The organism is Flavobacterium rakeshii (genome assembly GCF_009741375.1).
GTDB classification, from domain to species: domain Bacteria; phylum Bacteroidota; class Bacteroidia; order Flavobacteriales; family Flavobacteriaceae; genus Flavobacterium; species Flavobacterium rakeshii.
Genome location: NZ_WOWP01000010.1, coordinates 75,740 through 92,014, shown reverse-complemented (window position 1 = coordinate 92,014; position 16,275 = coordinate 75,740). Strand labels below are relative to the sequence as shown.

Below are 16,275 nucleotides of genomic sequence, written 5' to 3'. Positions count from 1 at the left end.
AAAGGTATTATTTTTTGAGTAAACTTAGCTAACCCATATACTGGTAACTTTATCAATTACCCATTTATTATTTTTAAGTTTTATAAATATAATAAATCCACGCCCGGCTTTTGGTCCTGCACCGAATCCTACAGATAAGGCTCCAAATTTTATATTATCGTCAAACTGTATTCTTGAAAAATATATTATTCCATTTACATTGTTAGGATTTACATTCCAGATGCTATCCAGTTTGGCTTCGGAAGCCTCAATGAAATTATATGTTTTATTTTCTGAATAAATTTTATAATCAAATTTATATCCCGGTTTATTATTAGGGAGAGTAATTTTGGTATCGTAAAACTCTTCTAATTGATTTATTAATTCATTATCGACAGCATAAACGCTGTCAACCATAATAACCCGTTTTATAGTGTCTTGAGCTTCTGTACTTTTTTCTGTATGTTTAGGAGAAGGGAGGTACATTTGTTTAAAACTTACAGTATCAACTATTTTTAAGAATATATCATTCATAATTTCCTTTTCGAAATCAATTTTTTCAGGAGTAATATCAAAATGATTGTTTTTTGTTTGGTCCTTACACGAGGAGAATAAGATTAGGATAGGTAGTAAGGTTATTAGTATGTATTTCATAAAATGAATTTAAAAATAAAAACGTAATAATCTATCCTTTCATATATCTGTTTAAAAACTCACTTGGGGTTTCTCCTGTTTTCTTTTTAAACAGGCGTGAAAAATAAGCATAGTCCTCATAGCCCAGCATTTCTGATATTCCGGAAAAATTATCCTGTTGTAGTATAAGTTCTTTTTTAGCTTCCAGTAAAACCCTATCTATAATAATGTCTGATGTTGTTTTCCCGGCTACTGCCTGTGTTATGCGGTTTAAGTGTTTTGGGGTTATATGCATCATTTCGGCATAGGCTGCCGGCGATTTTTCTGAAATAAAGTATTGGTTTACCAATTCTTCCAGTTTAAGGAATTTGCTGTAGTAACTGTTATGGGTATCCAGCGCAGCCACGGGGTTTTGACGGGCATATATACGGGTACATTCTATATATACATACTGAACTAAATTGATTATACGGTGTTTTTTTAAAATCTCATCCCTACCGTTTTCTTTTAGTATTCGTTTAAACAATAACGTAACATCTTCTAATTCTTCATCCTTAAGATAAATACAGGGAGAACTGTGCATGCTGTAAAAAAACGGGAAGTTGTTTATTTGGTTTTGTGTATAATATAAATTGTAAAATGCCTGTGTGTGGAAAAAAATGTAGCCTTTAGTATCGGGCGAAAGTTCCCAGTGATGTGTTTGCCCCGGGTTAAGGAAAAACAGACTCCCCGGTTTAACATCATAAACCGTAAAATCTATTTCATGAATACCACAGCCATGCGTAAAAAGTATAGCCAGATAGAAGTTATGTTTGTGCGGGAGGGCAATATCCTTATGGCTGGTAATAAGGTGATCTTCCAGTGTGTTTACATAAAAATCTTCTAATCCGGTTTGTTTAAACTGACTAATATCAAGTATGGCTGTTTTCTTCATAGTTTAAAATAATGTCCTAAAAGTACAAATTATTGCGTAAATAAGCTATTGCCCGTTTTTACTACCTGTTGTAAATTTGAAATAAAAAACAAGATGTCTAAATTCAACGATATAATAGAGGAAAAATGTCCGAAATGCGGAGAGGGTAAAGTGTTTAAAAGCAAAGGAAACCTGTTTTTATTTCGCTTGCCAAAAATGAACGATCACTGTCCGGTTTGTGATCATAAGTTTGAAAGAGAGCCAGGCTTTTTTTATGGTGCAATGTATGTGAGTTATGGACTTACTGTAGCCGAAATGATTGCGGTATATGTAATAGCTCATTTTTTTATAGAAGGCTTTGGCGGCATGCTCGCATTAATAGCTTTTATGGCTGTAGCGTTGAGTATGTTTAATTTCAGGCTGTCACGAATGATATGGATGCATATGTTTGACAGTAAGGAAGAGAAAAAAGAGCAGGTATAACCTGCTCTTTTTGTTTATTGGTTTTCAAGGAAAGCACTAAGCTGTTTGCTTTTATAAGCATCACAAAGCTGATTGAGCTTGTCTGTCCTTGGGACATTATTCCCCGGATTATCTATATATCCTGCTACCAGCTCCCATGTTCCCAGTTTAATAAAATCCGGATTGCCCGACTGGTCTTTGTTTTCTATTGTAAATTTTGCCATACAGGCCATATAAGTCCACATTAGGAGGTTGTTATCTTCAAATATGGCGATGGTATGATCTGGAGCAAAATTAAAATCGGGACTGTCCTGCATCCATCCCAGTAAATAACCTTTACTGGCCTTAACTTCTTCGTTATTAAGATCATCAATAGGAGAGGAGATAATAAAGTCAGAAGCCTGTAGTGCTGCTTTTTCAAAATCTTTCAGTTCAATGCTTTTGGATACCGCAGCCGGAAGTGATTCAAGAGTTACAGGCTCAATAACAGGAAGCTGAAGGCTTTGGCAATATCCCGAACTGATGAGACACAGGAATCCCATGGTCAAGATAAGTTTTTTCATTTGAGTTTGGTTTATGGTTGGTAACCCAATATAATCACAAATTTTAAAATTTTAACAATTCGTTTCGCGCAATAGTTATAATGCAAATATTGCCTGATGAAATGCATATTATAAATAAATTTACCTTAAATATAAATATTGGACTTTGATAAGCTGACTATTGTAAATTTATTAATTTAGGGCTTTAAAATTTTAAAGATGAGAAAAAGCCTACTACTTATATTTACTATTGCTATACTATCCTGTAAAGAAGAAAAAAAGGATTTTAAAGCTTCTTTCACCACTGTAAATGTTGATACATTACTGACCGATAGTATTAGCATACGTGCCATAACGATTGATAATGATAAGGTTTGGTATTCGGGTAGCAGAGGGAAGTATGGTTATGCTTCACTAACAGGTGAGAAGGCCTTTAACGGAGTTATTGCTTTTGATAACTCGTTACCTGAATTTAGGGCTATAGCACAAACTGATAAGAATGTATTTATACTCAACGTTGCTACACCGGCTAAACTGTATAAAATTAATAAGGATAGTAAAACGAATACTGTGGTTTATATCGAAGAAGGTGAAAAGGTATTTTATGACAGTATGCAGTTTTTTGATAATAATAACGGAATTGCCATGGGTGATCCTACAGGTGACTGCCTTTCGGTTATTGTAACACGAGATGGCGGTAACTCATGGAAAAAACTTTCCTGTGATGATTTACCCGAAGTTGAAGAAGGTGAAGCCGCTTTTGCTGCCAGTAATACCAATATTATTGTAAAAGGGGAGAAGGCATGGATTGTTTCGGGAGGAAAGAAATCAAGAGTGTTCTATTCTGACGATATGGGGGAATCATGGAAGGTTTATAAAACACCTATTGTACAGGGTACACCAACGGAAGGTATATATTCTGCCGATTTTTATGATGATGAAACAGGTTTTGCGGTAGGAGGTGATTATACTAAAGCGAAGATGAATAGCGGTAATAAAATAATTACAACTAAAGGCGGCCGAAAATGGAAAACAATAGCCGATGGTTCAGGGTTCGGGTATGCCTCATGTGTACAGTTTATTCCAAACAGTGAAGGGTATGAACTGGTAGCCTGCGGAGCAACCGGTATGTATTATTCGTTTGACAGGGGAGCAACCTGGAAAAAGATACTTGATGATACCGACCTGCATACATTACGTTTTAAAGATGATAAAACCATTATAGCCGCAGGGCAAAACAGGATTGTAAGACTGACTTTAAAATAAAAAAAATCAGCAGGGTAATGGAAAAGATGCCTGCTGATTTTAGTAACAAAATAACCTAATTAAACTACTCTTTATGTTTGTCTTTCCATTTGGAAAGTAATTTTCTGTTGAAATCAAATTCTGCTTTTTGGAGTTTCAGTAATTTGACAGATCCTATAACAGGTTTTAAGTCGGCAATCATTTTACCTTTCAGTTCTACAAGTTCCTTTTCGGCCTCCTGAAACTGATTTAGGTAATTGCTGGCGTCTTTCTCAGTTAATGATTCTCCGGCATTTTCTATCTTTTTGATAATAGAACGCATTTTATCATGCTTTATCTCAAATTCTTTTTCTTCATAAGCATTATATATAGGCCAGAATTTAGCCGATTCCTGACTTGTAAGCTTTAGTTCTGTAGTTAGAAACGACACCTTTAAAGCTTTAATCTGGTCTCTTTTCTCCTTATGCGTTTGTGAAAAAACACTTAGTGAGAAACTTAATAATAATGTTAGTAATAACTTTGTTTTCATAGTGTTATTCGTTTAGATAAATATCGTATTCTTCGTTGGTTAAGTAATTTTCAATAGCCTCATCGCTAATCGCTATAGATGCTTCCAAATCTTCTATGGCATCTTCATCCAGTCCCTGTATAAAATCATTAGGCATTATATCTGCCTGATAAACCAAATAGTTCTCAATAGTGGTAGCATCGGGTTCACTTGTGGTATTCATTTTTAAAAGTACAGAAACACCAAGGGCGATAACCAACACAGCAGCTACAGATGATATCCAAACCGACATCCTCCTGTAAAGCGGTACAACTTTAACTTCCTGTTCAGGGAGCTGCTGCATCATCTTTACGGTAAAGTCATCAAAATAGCTATCGGGTGTGGTAAATCCCGATTTTATTTTTGGTTCTTTATCTAAATTAAATGGTTTCATATATTTAAGACTGAATAATTTACAAAAGGTTTAATGAGTGTTAAAATAATTTTCAATTTTTTTACTGGCATGATGGTAAGAAGCCTTTAAAGCACCCACAGATGTATCCAGTATTTCCGACATCTCTTCGTACCCTATATCTTCAAAGTAACGCATTTTAAAAACCAGTTGTTGCTTTTCGGGTAATGTTGTAATGGCCTGTTGGAGCTTTTGTTGTATTTCGTCTCCGCTAAAATAATTGTCGGCATGCAGCTCCTGAGCCTGTTTTTCTAATATCTCCTCGTTGCTTACCCCGGCTTTCTTGGCTTTTTGACTAATAAAGGTAAGCGATTCGTTTGTAGCTATGCGGTATATCCAGGAAAATAACTTGCTTTCGCCCTTAAAATTACTAAGGTTCCTAAATACTTTAATAAATGTGTTTTGCAAAACATCATCGGCATCATCATGATTCAGTACTATATTACGGATATGGCTGTACAATGGCCTGCTGTATTGAGATACAAGCTGCCTAAACGCATCGTTTTGCGTTTTTGGGTCAAGCAATTGTGCTATGAATGCCTTTTCGTCCTGCAATTCTTTTTAAATACTAATTTATATTTAAGACTAAAGTTACTGCAAAAGGTTTAAAACCGACTTATAAAAAATTTCACGAAAACGTTTATTATAGTTTTTTGCAGTGTTAAAGGGGCAATTTAACTACATCTTAATGTCTTAAAACTTTTAGCTTACAATAGTATGTTGTAATTTTGCAGCTTTAATTCTGACTATGATAAAGACCGTTATATTTGATATGGACGGGGTAATTGTTGATACTGAACCCGTACATCATTTTGCTTACTACCAGCATTTTAAACACCTTAACATTGAAGTGACACACGAAATGTATGCTTCATTTACAGGTAATTCTACTAAAAATGTTTACCAGAAACTTAAAGATACTTTTGATCTTGAGCATGAGGTAGAGCATTTGGTACAAACCAAAAGATCACTATTTAATGATGCTTTTGATGTAAAGGAAGACCTTGATTTATTACCGGGTGTTAGAGAGCTTATAGTAGACCTTCACGGTAACGGCATTCAGCTTATACTGGCTTCATCTGCTTCTAAGGTAACTATAGAGAGGGTGTTTAACCGTTTCGGGCTTCATCAGTATTTTACTCATATTGTGAGCGGAGAGGATTTCCCAAAATCTAAACCGCACCCTGCTATATTTGAGCATGCCGCATCGTTATCTGTTGCGCCAAAAGAAGCATGTATTGTTATTGAAGACAGTACAAACGGAATTAAAGCAGCAAAAGGTGCCGGTATATTTTGTGTGGGCTACCAAAGCGAAAATTCAAAATTACAGGAGCTTGAAGAGGCCGATAAGATTATTGCCCACTTCAATGAGCTTGATTTCCTAAAAGTAAGGGATATTAAGTAATGGTAAATGCTGTAATATTTGATATGGATGGGGTAGTGGTTAATACCGAACCCGTAGGACTGGAGGCTAACCAAAAGTTTTATAAAGAACTTGGTATTGAGGTTACCGATGAGATATACTCTGATTTTATAGGTAATTCTGATAAGAATATTATACAGAAGCTACGTAGCAGGTTTAACCTGGAACAAAGTGAGGAAGTATTGCTGGAGGAAAGTTACAAATACTATTTTGATGCTTTTGATACTAGTGATGAACTGGAACTTATACCGGGAGTAAAAGACCTTATTATTGATTTATATAATAACGGTATGACTTTGGTGTTGGCTTCATCAGCAGCGAAAAGGAAAATAGAAGCTGTGTTTACAAGGTTTGACCTGCATCAGTATTTTAAAACTAAAATAAGCGGAGAGGATTTTGAATATTCAAAGCCTAACCCAGCCATATTTGTTGAAGCGGTTAAGCAAACCGGATTCCCAAAAGAGGAATGTATTATTATTGAAGACAGTACAAATGGTATAAAGGCTGCAACCGGAGCCGGAGTATTTTGTATTGGCTACAAAGGTGAACATTCTATGGGGCAGGATACATCTTTAGCTAATAAGGTTATTACCGATTTTAAACAGCTTGATTATAAAACGATTAAAAATCTTATCTAATACTAATTAGTAAGGTTTTTATTCTTTATAAAATTTGACTAAGATATATAATTCCAGATATTCTTCTTTTTAGTCATTTCTATAAAAGCAGTACGTAATGCTGCATGTTCTGGTTTATTAAGGTTTGCATCGTCCTTAAGCAGTTTTATAGCATAATGCCTTGCCATTTGCAGTATCTCTCGGTCTTTAACCAAGTCGGCTATCTGTAGGTTAAGCACACCGCTTTGTTGTGTACCCATAATGTCACCGGGACCACGCAGTTTAAGGTCAACTTCCGCAATTTCAAATCCGTCATTGGTACGTACCATAGTATCCATACGTACTTTACTGTCGTTACTCAGTTTCCCGCCTGTCATCATTATACAGTAACTTTGTTCGGCACCACGGCCTACGCGTCCACGTAACTGATGCAGCTGGGAAAGACCAAAACGTTCGGCACTTTCTATAACCATAACACTAGCATTAGGCACGTTTACACCAACTTCAATAACAGTAGTAGCAACCATAATATTCGTTTTACCTTTGGCGAAGCGATCCATTTCGCTATCCTTTTCAGCCGGTTTCATCTGTCCGTGTACTATACTCACACTGTACTGCGGTAGGGGGAAATCGCGCGAAATACTTTCGTAACCGTCCATCAGGTCTTTATAATCCATTTTTTCACTTTCCTGAATTAACGGATATACAATATATACCTGCCTGCCCTTAGCAATTTCCTCTTTAAGGAAAGCCCAAACTTTTAATCGGTTACTGTCATAACGATGTACCGTTTTAATAGGCTTACGACCCGGAGGTAGTTCATCTATTACCGATATATCCAAATCACCATACAGGCTCATGGCAAGCGTACGCGGAATAGGGGTGGCGGTCATTACCAGTATGTGTGGCGGAATTTCATTCTTTTTCCAGAGTTTGGAGCGTTGTTCTACCCCAAAACGGTGCTGTTCGTCAATAATGGCAAGCCCAAGGTTTTTAAACTGTACTTTATCTTCCAGTAAGGCATGAGTACCTATTATAATGTGTAGCGTACCGTTTTCTAGCTCTTCGTGAATAATCCTTCTTTCAGCCGTTTTGGTAGATCCTGTAAGGATTTTGATATTTATGTTTAAAGGTGCAGCCAACTCTGACAGACCTAAAAAATGCTGGTTGGCTAAAATCTCTGTAGGTGCCATAAGGCATGCCTGAAATCCGTTATCAAGAGCCAGTAGCATACTCATTAATGCCACTATGGTTTTACCCGATCCTACATCACCCTGTAGCAGGCGGTTCATTTGTGCCGGATGCCCCATATCATGTCTAATTTCTTTTAGTACACGTTTTTGGGCATTGGTAAGCTCAAAAGGCAAATGGTTTTGATAAAAATTGTTAAATATTTCGCCTACCTTGTCAAAGGGATGTCCTTTTATTTTGTGTTTACGCAGTAAATTTTTAGTAATAAGCTGTAGCTGAATAAAAAACAGCTCTTCAAACTTAAGCCTGAATTGTGCCTGCGCCAGTATTTCCTGACTTTTAGGGAAGTGTACATTAAACAGTGCTGCATTTTTAGGAATAAGTTTAATTTCCTGTAAAAGCCATGCCGGTAATGTTTCTTTAAACAATGCCTGTGTTTCTATAAACAACTGTTGCATTATTTTGTTTACCACCTTGTTGGTAATACCGCGTTGCGTAAGCTTTTCGGTACTTGGGTAAATAGGCTGCATGGCACTGCGAAGGCTCTTTTCGTGTTCGCTAAGCAGTTCCATTTCAGGATGTGCCATATTGAAAACCCCGTTAAACGAACTAACCTTGCCAAAAATTACATAAGGTACATTTATCTTAACGTTTTCCCTTATCCATTTTTGCCCCTGAAACCAAACGAGTTCCATTTGCCCGGTATTATCTACAAAGGTAGCTACAAGGCGTTTTCCGCGTTTTTGTTCAACCGTTTTTATATTGATTACTTTCCCTACAATCTGTACTTCAGAGTTACTGTTTTGCAGTTCATTAATACGGTAATATCGGGTACGGTCTATATAACGGTTGGGGTACAGGTTAAGCAGATCGCCATATTTATGAATGCCCAACTCCTTGCGCAACAGCTCGCCACGGGCAGGGCCTACGCCTTTAAGGTATTCTATAGGAGTTTCTAAAAGGTTATTCATTTTGGCTTGTAAGTATTGTGTTACGAAGATAAAGATTATTCAATAAAAGTAAAACGTAATATTTAGCGCTGTATTTATTAGATTTGTGTAAATGTTAAGAATTTCCATGAAAAACTACTTCTTATTTTTCCTATTTGCCTTCTGTCAGTCATACGCACAAGAAACAATAAATCAGAAAAGTTTAAATGAATTAATGACAGAAAACTTTTCTCATCAACAGGCAGAAATACAGGTTTCTTATAAAAAATCATCTATTCCAAAAGCTTTCAAAAAAGCATTAAAAAAGAAGTTTGGAGACTTTAGGATTGCAAATCCTAATAAAAATTTCAGATCAACCGATGTTAAACATAACCCTTTATCACCTTCAAAACAGCTTGTTTTTACCATAAAAAAAGATAATTTTTACGGTATTGTTTTTATAAATGGCGGAAGGGGTAAAAGTACTTATTTTGCCTTTTCTGAAATTCTTTCCGGAAAGGAAATAAACTATCAGGTTTTTTATATCAAAAGCATTGAAAAACCTGATGAACTATATAAATTAATTGAAAAAGGAAATTTGAATCCTGTAGACTGGTAACCTACACAAATCAATATAATTCTATGAAAAACTACATTTCTGTCACTATATTTTTACTAAGCCTTTCGAGCTTTGCCCAGCAGTACAAAAAGGCCGATTTTAAAACCCTTAATGCTTACCTTACTTTTGATGTACCTCATAAAAAGATTATGGGTAAGGTTAAGTATACCTTTGATTTGCTTGAAAAAACCGACACTATTACAATTGATGCTCATGATATGGATTATACCAATGTTACCATAAACGGTAAGAAAGCAGGTTTTGTAGATGCTCCACATGCCTTAAAGTTATACAAAGGTTATAAAAAAGGAAAAAACACCCTGGAGTTTGATTACACTGCACAACCTAAACAAACGCTTTACTTTGTGGGAGAGGGCGACGGACTGCAAATATGGACACAGGGACAGGGTAAATATACCAGTCACTGGTTACCTAGCTTTGATGACATGAATGAAAAGGTGGTGTTTAACCTTTCGGTAGGATTTCAGGATGGGTTTGAAGTACTTGCAAATGGAGAATTAAAAGGAAAATCGCCCGAGGGGAATCTGCAAAAGTGGAATTATGAAATGCAAAACCCTATGAGTAGTTACCTGCTAATGATGGCTATAGGTAGGTTTGAAAAACAACAGCAGATGTCGGCTTCAGGTACTCCGTTAGAGTTTTATTACCGTCCGGAAGACAGGGATAAGTTTGAGCCGACCTACCGTTACAGTAAACAGATATTCGATTTTTTTGAAAAGGAAATAGGAGTTAAGTACGTCTGGGGAATTTACAGGCAAATACCGGTGCTCGACTTTTTATATGCCGGTATGGAAAACACAACTTCTACTATATTCTCACAGGATTATGTGGTAGATAACATTGGTTTTAACGACAGAACTTATGTAAACGTTAATGCCCACGAACTGGCTCACCAGTGGTTTGGTGATTTGATTACGGCAAAGTCGGGAGAACACCACTGGCTACAGGAAGGTTTTGCGACTTACTATGCTCTGCTTGCAGAACAGGAACTGTATGGAGAAGACCATTTTTACTATGAGTTATACCAAATGGCTGAAAGGTTACAACAGGCATCACAAACCGATACTGTACCTATACTAAACGAAAAAGCGAGTGCCCTGAGTTACTACCAAAAAGGGGCGTGGGCACTACATGTATTAAGAGAAGGAGTAGGGCATGATGCTTTTAGGAAAGCAGTGAAAACTTATTTAGAAAAGTATGCTTTTCAAAATGTAAGCACCGATGATTTTCTGGCAGAGATTAACAAGGTGTCTGACTATGATACCGAATCGTTTAAAAAACGTTGGCTTGAAAACCCGAAATTTGAAGTTGGTGAAGCAATTGAGTTACTTAACAAAAACAAATTCATACAGCAGTATTTTGCTATAGGCAGTCTGCAAAGCCAACCGTTTAAGGAAAGTAAGGAAATGTACACACAAGTAATGAATTCGGATGCATTTTGGCCTCTAAAAGAAGAAATACTGTTCCAGCTGGCTGAAGTACCATTTGAAGAAAAAGCCGACATTGTGCGTACTGCCATGAAAACAGATAATATAAAAATAAGGCAGGCGGTTGCCCGTACCGTTGTTACTATTCCAGATGCGTTTTTTGAGGATTACAAATCACTTATGCAGGATGAGTCATACGTAACAAAGGAGATTGCTCTTAATGTATTAAGTATGCGTTTCCCGGATAGGACAGGGGAGTTCCTTGATATGTCTGATACCTGGGTTGGGTTTAACGATAAGAATTTAAGGATACTGTGGCTAACCCTAGCTTACACCACAAAAGACTACAGAGCCGATAAAAAAGAGCAATATTATGCCGAACTGCAGGATTACGCCTCTCCTAAGTATGAAAGTAGTATACGTCAAAATGCATTGTCTAATTTAATTTATATAGGTAAGCAGGATGATACTGTACTTATAAATCTTGCCAGAGCCACTAAACATCACAAATGGCAGTTTGCTAAGTTTGGACGTGATAATATACGAAAGCTACTTAAAGAAGAAGGCTACAGGGAAGCATTTACCAATATAATGCCTGAGCTTAAGGAAAACGAAAGACAAAGACTGGAATTACTATTGGCCGAATAGTTATTTTAAAAGTGTATTTGCTTCTATAAAGTTATATTCGGGATCATCCCTGAAAATGCTTTTAAGTGAGCCTACATGGCCTACACCTATAAGAAGCAAAATGCGTTTAGGTTTTTCCTTTAGTTGAGTAGTTACAATATTGGAGTATATTTTATAATCCCTGTTTTTCCATACAGAAGTAAGCTCTGCACCTATATACTTTGTATTAACAAATGCCGAATCAATCATTTCATCCGGACTTTTAAAAGTACCATTAGTAACACGCGAAGGGGTAATATATTTTAAATGGTAAACTTTGTTGTAGGTATCAGGCTGGTTTAGAAAAGTAAGATAGTCTTTAAAAGAGAGCGTACCATTATTAATAGCTTTGTATTTTGCCATTACTATTTCCCGAAGCTCCAAAGTTTCGTTTTTATACAACTCAATATTATCTCCGTTATCCAAGAGACTTTGTGAAGTTCCTCCGGGAGCATTAACGCAATATACTTTTTTTAGGTTATGTTTTTTAGCAATAGGAAAAGCGATATTAAAAATCTCTCTTCTGCTGGAAGTATTTAAAATCCCTTTTACATAAAGATTATACATACTGTCTATTTCGGGTTGATTTTCCGGAAGCTCCTCAACCATAATACAGTCAGGTTTGTACTTGCCAATTAAATCAATAACTGCATTTATTTCATTTTTTCTTTTATCAGATTTGATATCAGTATTAGGGTTATCTTCCTTATAAATCTGGCTAAAATGGTCTGTTCCCAGTATAACGATATCGGTTTTTTGTGAAAATACTGTAGTTGAAATAAAAAGTAATAATAGCGGTAAGGCTTTCGTCATAATTGTTTTGTTTTTTATAAATATAACAAAAACAATTTAATGCGGGATTTTAATGTATCTGTAAGTACTGTTAATCTTAGTTTTTTTTGCTTAGTATTTAAAGAAATAAATGTTTTTTATCTACTTACTTTTTTACCATTTTCATAAAACTCAGTATGGCTTTCGTGCTTTTTTGTTATACAAAATTTTTTTCCATGCTTCTTGCCATTTAAGTATTCACAACTGTAAACCAATACATCGTTCTTGTACGCTTCTTCAAATTTTCTCTTACCGTTTAAGTATTCACATCTGTAAGTTAATATATCGTGCCTATAGGTTTCTTCAAGTTCTTTTTTACCATTCAGGTCATAATAAGTTAGCGATCTGCGCTTACCGTCAAGACTAAATTTTGTAAACTTTTTCTTTTCGGGACTATTTTCATGATAAATAATTTCTTTGCAAACTATAACTTCATCTGTATTATAATATTCAATGTATTTAGTTTTTATTCCATTATGGTAGTATTCCTCAAATACAATATGGTTTTTCCTTTCTCTCTTAAATTCAGAAATACCATTAAAAAGAGTATTGTCGGTTTTTTTATAGGTCAATCCTTTTTTTGAATATAACTGATAGCTTTTCACTCTCTCCTGTCCATAGGAGCAGATAGTAAGCATCAGTAATAAATAAAGTATGGTTGATTTTTTCATGTTTGATTACCTAGTTTTATAGTCTTTATTTTTATTTACGGTTTAATATAATTATTCCTATAAATTCATGTTATAATAACTTACCAGAAACCATTTATCTTTTCTTAGCTGAAATTTTCTTTCACACTGAAAACCACTATCTTCTATCCGGTATTTTTCTATAACAAGAGTATCAGAACTAATGAGTTGATGTTTATACTCATTTGGAAAAGAATTTGATTTGGTTACCGGATTTTTCAGAATTTCCCAGTTTTCTTTTGTCCATTTATACTCTTCCCAGCCGTCTCTATGGATACCTTCAATAGGAAAACTTATTCTTGATAACTGAAAAAGAGAATCTGAATGGAAATGTTGATTGAATTCTTCAAAGTTTTCTGACTGTGCTTGTATGCCTTCTGTCTTTTTTCCGCAAGAAATAGCTAAAAGGAGTATAAAAAACAGTTTTCTCATTTACCCGATTTTAATAGTTTTTACCGCTTCTTCAAATTCTTTAGAGCGGTCTTTGCCTTTTATCTCATCGGTAAAATTAAGATGGAAAACATAGTTTTTATAGGGTATAACATAGGTAAAACTACGTATGGTTGTAGTTTTACCGTTTACCATCATAGAGTAGGTAGCTACATAAGCTATACATCTAATTCCCGCAATTTTTACCTCTTTAGGTTTTTTAACCAGTTTATAATCAGGTTGGAATTTCTTCTGTATTTTAACGTTGTTTTGGGTAGCTTTCAGTAACACTTTAAAATCTTTTTCATAATTACTGGCAACGTTAAACTGCATTTTAGGAATGTAGTTACCACCTTCTTTTATGGTTTCTCTGTCATAAAACAGGGTCAGGAAAACCGAGTTACTGTCATCCAGTATTTTTTTACGTTCGCTTTTGCTTAATTCAATTTCGGCAGGGAATCCGTTACGGTTATCTTCCCACCAGGTTTGCGGTATTTCGATAGTAATACCAAAACCTTTGTTATGATATATTTTTTGGGCAAAAGCCGAACTAAGGCATAAAAAAATAAGAGAGGCAGTAAATATCTTTTTCATGATAATGTTTTATAAAACAAACATAAACAAAAAAGGCATCCGATGGAAGGATGCCTTTTAATTAAAGTATTTTTACAGGGACTTTGTTTTCATCTATAGCTACAAAAGTAAACTCTCCGTTTACAGCTTTCTCCCTGGTATTTTCATACATCTGTTCTACATAAATCTCTACTCGTACTTTAAGACTGGTAGTCCCTACATAGGTAACTTTACCAATAAGTTCCACTATAGTACCCGCAGGGATAGGTTTCTTAAAATCAATACGATCACTGCTTACTGTTACCATACGCTGACGACTGTAGCGGGTGGCTGTTATAAAAGCAACCTCGTCCATTAAATGCATGGCGGTACCTCCAAAAAGAGTGTCATAGTGATTTGTTGTGTTTGGAAAAACCGCTTTAAAGATTCGGGTTTCCGATAGTTTTATTCTTACTTCAGAAGTCATATTTATGATGGTTATTTATTGTGGAATCAAATCGCAAAACCAATATCCGGTTTTTGTACCGTGGTTGTCATATTCTCTGTAAATCGTTTCACCAATGGTAAACTCTACAGGTTTTTTAAAGTAAGGAGCATCAAAGCAAAAAGTGTGGAACTCTCCGTTCTCACCGCATGGATCAACATCATTGGGCAGTTCATTTATAAAATCGTGATCTATAACACGACCTACAAATGATTTATCCAGTTTCGTACCGTTTACGCAAACCGTTATGGTTTTAAAGCCCAGGTCTATAAACTCTTTTAATAGTTCTTTAGTGTCTTTTTTCCATAAAGGGAAAACTGCTTTTATACCATAAGGTTCCAGTTGTTTTTCCCTGTATACCTTAAGGTCTTCTAAAAAAATATCACCAAAAGCTGCGGTAGTGTATCCTTCATCTATAAGTTCCTGAACCTTATTTTTCATAATGGTTTCATATTCCTCGTTTGTAGGCTGGAGGGGAAGCTCTATAGTAGTGCCCGGTATCCCTATGGCTTCAATTTGCTGTAATAAAAGCTCTTTACGCAAGCCGTGCATACTAACACGATCATAATGTGAATTTACAGATGTAAGCAGGCTGTCTACACTATAGTTTTTGTATTGTAACAGGTAATAAAGTGCAAGGGCGCTGTCTTTACCGCTACTCCAGTTAAAATACGTTTTTTGTCTGTTCTCCGTCACGTGTATATTTTTAAGGCTTTTACGGAGATAAAATGAAGACACAGTAGTTACACTCCAAACAGGAGTACAATTACCGGACGTCACTTTAACCGCGAAAGCATAGTCATTATTTAGTAAGGCAGGTCTCCTGGCTTGTACATTTTATCGCCCTTCCCGCTAAATGCAGCAGTGGTTTATTGCGATAAAACTGTTTTGTACTTTACAGTTGCGCGACAGCCCGTGATTTGCACACGGTTCCCTATTAATTTGCGTTAAGCAAAACCTTTGGCAAATATAAAATAAAAAGGCATCCCGAAAAGGATGCCTTGTAAAATATTGTAAATTGGCATTATTGCCACATTTCGGCTACTTCATTTTTTAGATAAGCTACAGCTATGCTGCTAGGGCTTTGCGTGTCAAACAAGTCGGTAAGTATAACTTCCCTTAGTTTGTTTGCAGTATCTACCTTTTCGCTCATGTTGGTTTTACGAATCATTTGGATAGTTGCATTTTTAGCAGTAGTGATAATATCCCAACTTTCGGCAGAAACATAAATTTGTTGTGTAAGATTATGCTCGTATTCCTGCTCAATTTGTGCAATTACATACTCTTCATAATCATGTTTGTTTGATGATTGCGGAGCAATTCTCACAAGTAGTTTTGAAGGATTTATCCTTTCAAGGAAAAGTACTAATCTTTCATATGCCTGCAGCCGTAATGGCATAGCATTTTTTTGTGCTTCTTTGTGAATAAGGTAGCGACGACGGCTTTCTTCGTTTTTACGTTGTGCCTCAAAAAAATAGTAGGCAACAAGTCCTACTATTATGGAAGGTAGCGTATATGCCAGTATTTCAATAAATTTTGTAATATCCATGTTTAGTAATAGTTTGGTGTAATAGACTAACGCAGTTTGTTGATATAAAATTGTGAAAGGCGAAAATAATGAAATACTTTTTGTAAGATAAAAT

20 protein-coding genes and 1 riboswitch are annotated in these 16,275 nt (G+C 35.6%); of the genes, 6 read left to right on the top strand and 14 right to left on the bottom strand.

The genetic code is table 11. The features are described 5' to 3' along the window. Positions 1-24 precede the first annotated feature (24 nt). Both GN157_RS02355 and GN157_RS02350 read right to left on the bottom strand, forming a co-directional pair. Positions 25-633 carry a hypothetical protein gene (locus tag GN157_RS02355; protein WP_157481523.1) on the bottom strand — a complete coding sequence of 203 codons (609 nt, stop codon included), beginning with the start codon at positions 631-633 and terminating at the stop codon, positions 25-27. Positions 634-664: 31 nt separating this feature from the next. Next, positions 665-1,546: a helix-turn-helix domain-containing protein gene (locus GN157_RS02350; RefSeq protein WP_157481522.1), complete on the bottom strand. Its 882-nt coding sequence runs from the start codon at positions 1,544-1,546 to the stop codon at positions 665-667. A gap of 93 nt (positions 1,547-1,639) precedes the next feature. On the opposite strand from GN157_RS02350, the gene GN157_RS02345 reads away from it, so the two are divergent. Further along, entirely contained in the window at positions 1,640-2,008 is a 369-nt protein-coding gene (locus GN157_RS02345; RefSeq protein ID WP_035131150.1) for a DUF983 domain-containing protein, read from the top strand. A 14-nt stretch (positions 2,009-2,022) separates the two neighbouring features. On the opposite strand, the gene GN157_RS02340 is transcribed toward GN157_RS02345, so the two are convergent. Beyond that, positions 2,023-2,550, bottom strand: a complete 528-nt coding sequence (locus GN157_RS02340; RefSeq protein ID WP_157481521.1) for a hypothetical protein — start codon at positions 2,548-2,550, stop codon at positions 2,023-2,025. A 198-nt stretch (positions 2,551-2,748) separates the two neighbouring features. On the opposite strand from GN157_RS02340, the gene GN157_RS02335 reads away from it, so the two are divergent. After that, positions 2,749-3,795: a WD40/YVTN/BNR-like repeat-containing protein gene (locus tag GN157_RS02335; RefSeq protein ID WP_157481520.1), complete on the top strand. Its 1,047-nt coding sequence runs from the start codon at positions 2,749-2,751 to the stop codon at positions 3,793-3,795. Between the two features lie 64 nt (positions 3,796-3,859). Here the strand turns inward: GN157_RS02335 and GN157_RS02330 are convergent, their stop codons facing one another. From GN157_RS02330 to GN157_RS02320, 3 genes are read right to left on the bottom strand one after another with little or no spacing between them, the layout of a single operon-like run. Beyond that, on the bottom strand, positions 3,860-4,303 hold the full coding sequence (locus tag GN157_RS02330; RefSeq protein ID WP_035131136.1) for a hypothetical protein: 444 nt from the start codon (positions 4,301-4,303) through the stop codon (positions 3,860-3,862). A gap of 4 nt (positions 4,304-4,307) precedes the next feature. Continuing rightward, entirely contained in the window at positions 4,308-4,715 is a 408-nt protein-coding gene (locus GN157_RS02325; protein ID WP_157481519.1) for a hypothetical protein, read from the bottom strand. 30 nt (positions 4,716-4,745) lie between these two features. Then, positions 4,746-5,288, bottom strand: coding sequence for an RNA polymerase sigma factor (locus GN157_RS02320; protein WP_157481518.1), 543 nt, complete (start codon positions 5,286-5,288; stop codon positions 4,746-4,748). A gap of 193 nt (positions 5,289-5,481) precedes the next feature. Here GN157_RS02320 and GN157_RS02315 point away from each other — a divergent pair, with 193 nt between their 5' ends. Continuing rightward, on the top strand, positions 5,482-6,138 hold the full coding sequence (locus tag GN157_RS02315; RefSeq protein WP_157481517.1) for an HAD family hydrolase: 657 nt from the start codon (positions 5,482-5,484) through the stop codon (positions 6,136-6,138). Then, positions 6,138-6,794: an HAD family hydrolase gene (locus GN157_RS02310; RefSeq protein ID WP_157481516.1), complete on the top strand. Its 657-nt coding sequence runs from the start codon at positions 6,138-6,140 to the stop codon at positions 6,792-6,794. Before GN157_RS02315 ends, GN157_RS02310 begins: the two co-directional genes overlap by 1 nt. A gap of 38 nt (positions 6,795-6,832) precedes the next feature. Here GN157_RS02310 and recG read toward each other — a convergent pair whose 3' ends face one another. Beyond that, entirely contained in the window at positions 6,833-8,935 is a 2,103-nt protein-coding gene (recG, locus tag GN157_RS02305) for an ATP-dependent DNA helicase RecG (protein WP_157481515.1), read from the bottom strand. Between the two features lie 193 nt (positions 8,936-9,128). Between recG and GN157_RS02300 the strand changes: the two genes are divergently transcribed. Further along, a complete protein-coding gene (locus GN157_RS02300) occupies positions 9,129-9,512 on the top strand; it encodes a hypothetical protein (protein WP_157481514.1) in 384 nt (127 codons plus the stop codon). A gap of 23 nt (positions 9,513-9,535) precedes the next feature. Next, positions 9,536-11,608: a M1 family metallopeptidase gene (locus GN157_RS02295; protein WP_157481513.1), complete on the top strand. Its 2,073-nt coding sequence runs from the start codon at positions 9,536-9,538 to the stop codon at positions 11,606-11,608. Here GN157_RS02295 and GN157_RS02290 read toward each other — a convergent pair whose 3' ends face one another. The 7 genes from GN157_RS02290 to GN157_RS02260 all read right to left on the bottom strand — a co-directional run bounded on the left by GN157_RS02290 (position 11,609) and on the right by GN157_RS02260 (position 16,181). Continuing rightward, entirely contained in the window at positions 11,609-12,439 is an 831-nt protein-coding gene (locus tag GN157_RS02290; protein WP_157481512.1) for a DUF5694 domain-containing protein, read from the bottom strand. 116 nt (positions 12,440-12,555) lie between these two features. After that, positions 12,556-13,128: a hypothetical protein gene (locus GN157_RS02285; protein ID WP_157481511.1), complete on the bottom strand. Its 573-nt coding sequence runs from the start codon at positions 13,126-13,128 to the stop codon at positions 12,556-12,558. A gap of 57 nt (positions 13,129-13,185) precedes the next feature. Beyond that, positions 13,186-13,578 (bottom strand): hypothetical protein, encoded by a 393-nt coding sequence (locus GN157_RS02280; protein WP_157481510.1) that lies wholly within the window; start codon positions 13,576-13,578, stop codon positions 13,186-13,188. Then, a complete protein-coding gene (locus GN157_RS02275) occupies positions 13,579-14,169 on the bottom strand; it encodes a hypothetical protein (protein ID WP_157481509.1) in 591 nt (196 codons plus the stop codon). A gap of 61 nt (positions 14,170-14,230) precedes the next feature. Beyond that, positions 14,231-14,614, bottom strand: a complete 384-nt coding sequence (locus GN157_RS02270) for an acyl-CoA thioesterase (RefSeq protein ID WP_157481508.1) — start codon at positions 14,612-14,614, stop codon at positions 14,231-14,233. 15 nt (positions 14,615-14,629) lie between these two features. After that, positions 14,630-15,328: a Dph6-related ATP pyrophosphatase gene (locus GN157_RS02265; RefSeq protein WP_317163498.1), complete on the bottom strand. Its 699-nt coding sequence runs from the start codon at positions 15,326-15,328 to the stop codon at positions 14,630-14,632. Between the two features lie 100 nt (positions 15,329-15,428). Then, a riboswitch (cobalamin riboswitch) is annotated at positions 15,429-15,609 on the bottom strand. A gap of 47 nt (positions 15,610-15,656) precedes the next feature. Continuing rightward, entirely contained in the window at positions 15,657-16,181 is a 525-nt protein-coding gene (locus GN157_RS02260) for a DUF7935 family protein (RefSeq protein ID WP_157481507.1), read from the bottom strand. Between the last annotated feature and the right edge of the window lie 94 nt (positions 16,182-16,275).

Coding starts and splice junctions, on each gene's coding strand:
- GN157_RS02350 (WP_157481522.1), bottom strand. CDS start 1,546: ATGAAGAAAACAGCCATACTTGATATTAGTCAGTTTAAACAAACCGGA.
- GN157_RS02355 (WP_157481523.1), bottom strand. CDS start 633: ATGAAATACATACTAATAACCTTACTACCTATCCTAATCTTATTCTCC.
- GN157_RS02325 (WP_157481519.1), bottom strand. CDS start 4,715: ATGAAACCATTTAATTTAGATAAAGAACCAAAAATAAAATCGGGATTT.
- GN157_RS02335 (WP_157481520.1), top strand. CDS start 2,749: ATGAGAAAAAGCCTACTACTTATATTTACTATTGCTATACTATCCTGT.
- GN157_RS02290 (WP_157481512.1), bottom strand. CDS start 12,439: ATGACGAAAGCCTTACCGCTATTATTACTTTTTATTTCAACTACAGTA.
- GN157_RS02260 (WP_157481507.1), bottom strand. CDS start 16,181: ATGGATATTACAAAATTTATTGAAATACTGGCATATACGCTACCTTCC.
- GN157_RS02270 (WP_157481508.1), bottom strand. CDS start 14,614: ATGACTTCTGAAGTAAGAATAAAACTATCGGAAACCCGAATCTTTAAA.
- GN157_RS02340 (WP_157481521.1), bottom strand. CDS start 2,550: ATGAAAAAACTTATCTTGACCATGGGATTCCTGTGTCTCATCAGTTCG.
- GN157_RS02345 (WP_035131150.1), top strand. CDS start 1,640: ATGTCTAAATTCAACGATATAATAGAGGAAAAATGTCCGAAATGCGGA.
- GN157_RS02300 (WP_157481514.1), top strand. CDS start 9,129: ATGACAGAAAACTTTTCTCATCAACAGGCAGAAATACAGGTTTCTTAT.
- GN157_RS02280 (WP_157481510.1), bottom strand. CDS start 13,578: ATGAGAAAACTGTTTTTTATACTCCTTTTAGCTATTTCTTGCGGAAAA.
- GN157_RS02310 (WP_157481516.1), top strand. CDS start 6,138: ATGGTAAATGCTGTAATATTTGATATGGATGGGGTAGTGGTTAATACC.
- GN157_RS02285 (WP_157481511.1), bottom strand. CDS start 13,128: ATGAAAAAATCAACCATACTTTATTTATTACTGATGCTTACTATCTGC.
- GN157_RS02315 (WP_157481517.1), top strand. CDS start 5,482: ATGATAAAGACCGTTATATTTGATATGGACGGGGTAATTGTTGATACT.
- GN157_RS02275 (WP_157481509.1), bottom strand. CDS start 14,169: ATGAAAAAGATATTTACTGCCTCTCTTATTTTTTTATGCCTTAGTTCG.
- GN157_RS02295 (WP_157481513.1), top strand. CDS start 9,536: ATGAAAAACTACATTTCTGTCACTATATTTTTACTAAGCCTTTCGAGC.
- recG (WP_157481515.1), bottom strand. CDS start 8,935: ATGAATAACCTTTTAGAAACTCCTATAGAATACCTTAAAGGCGTAGGC.
- GN157_RS02330 (WP_035131136.1), bottom strand. CDS start 4,303: ATGAAAACAAAGTTATTACTAACATTATTATTAAGTTTCTCACTAAGT.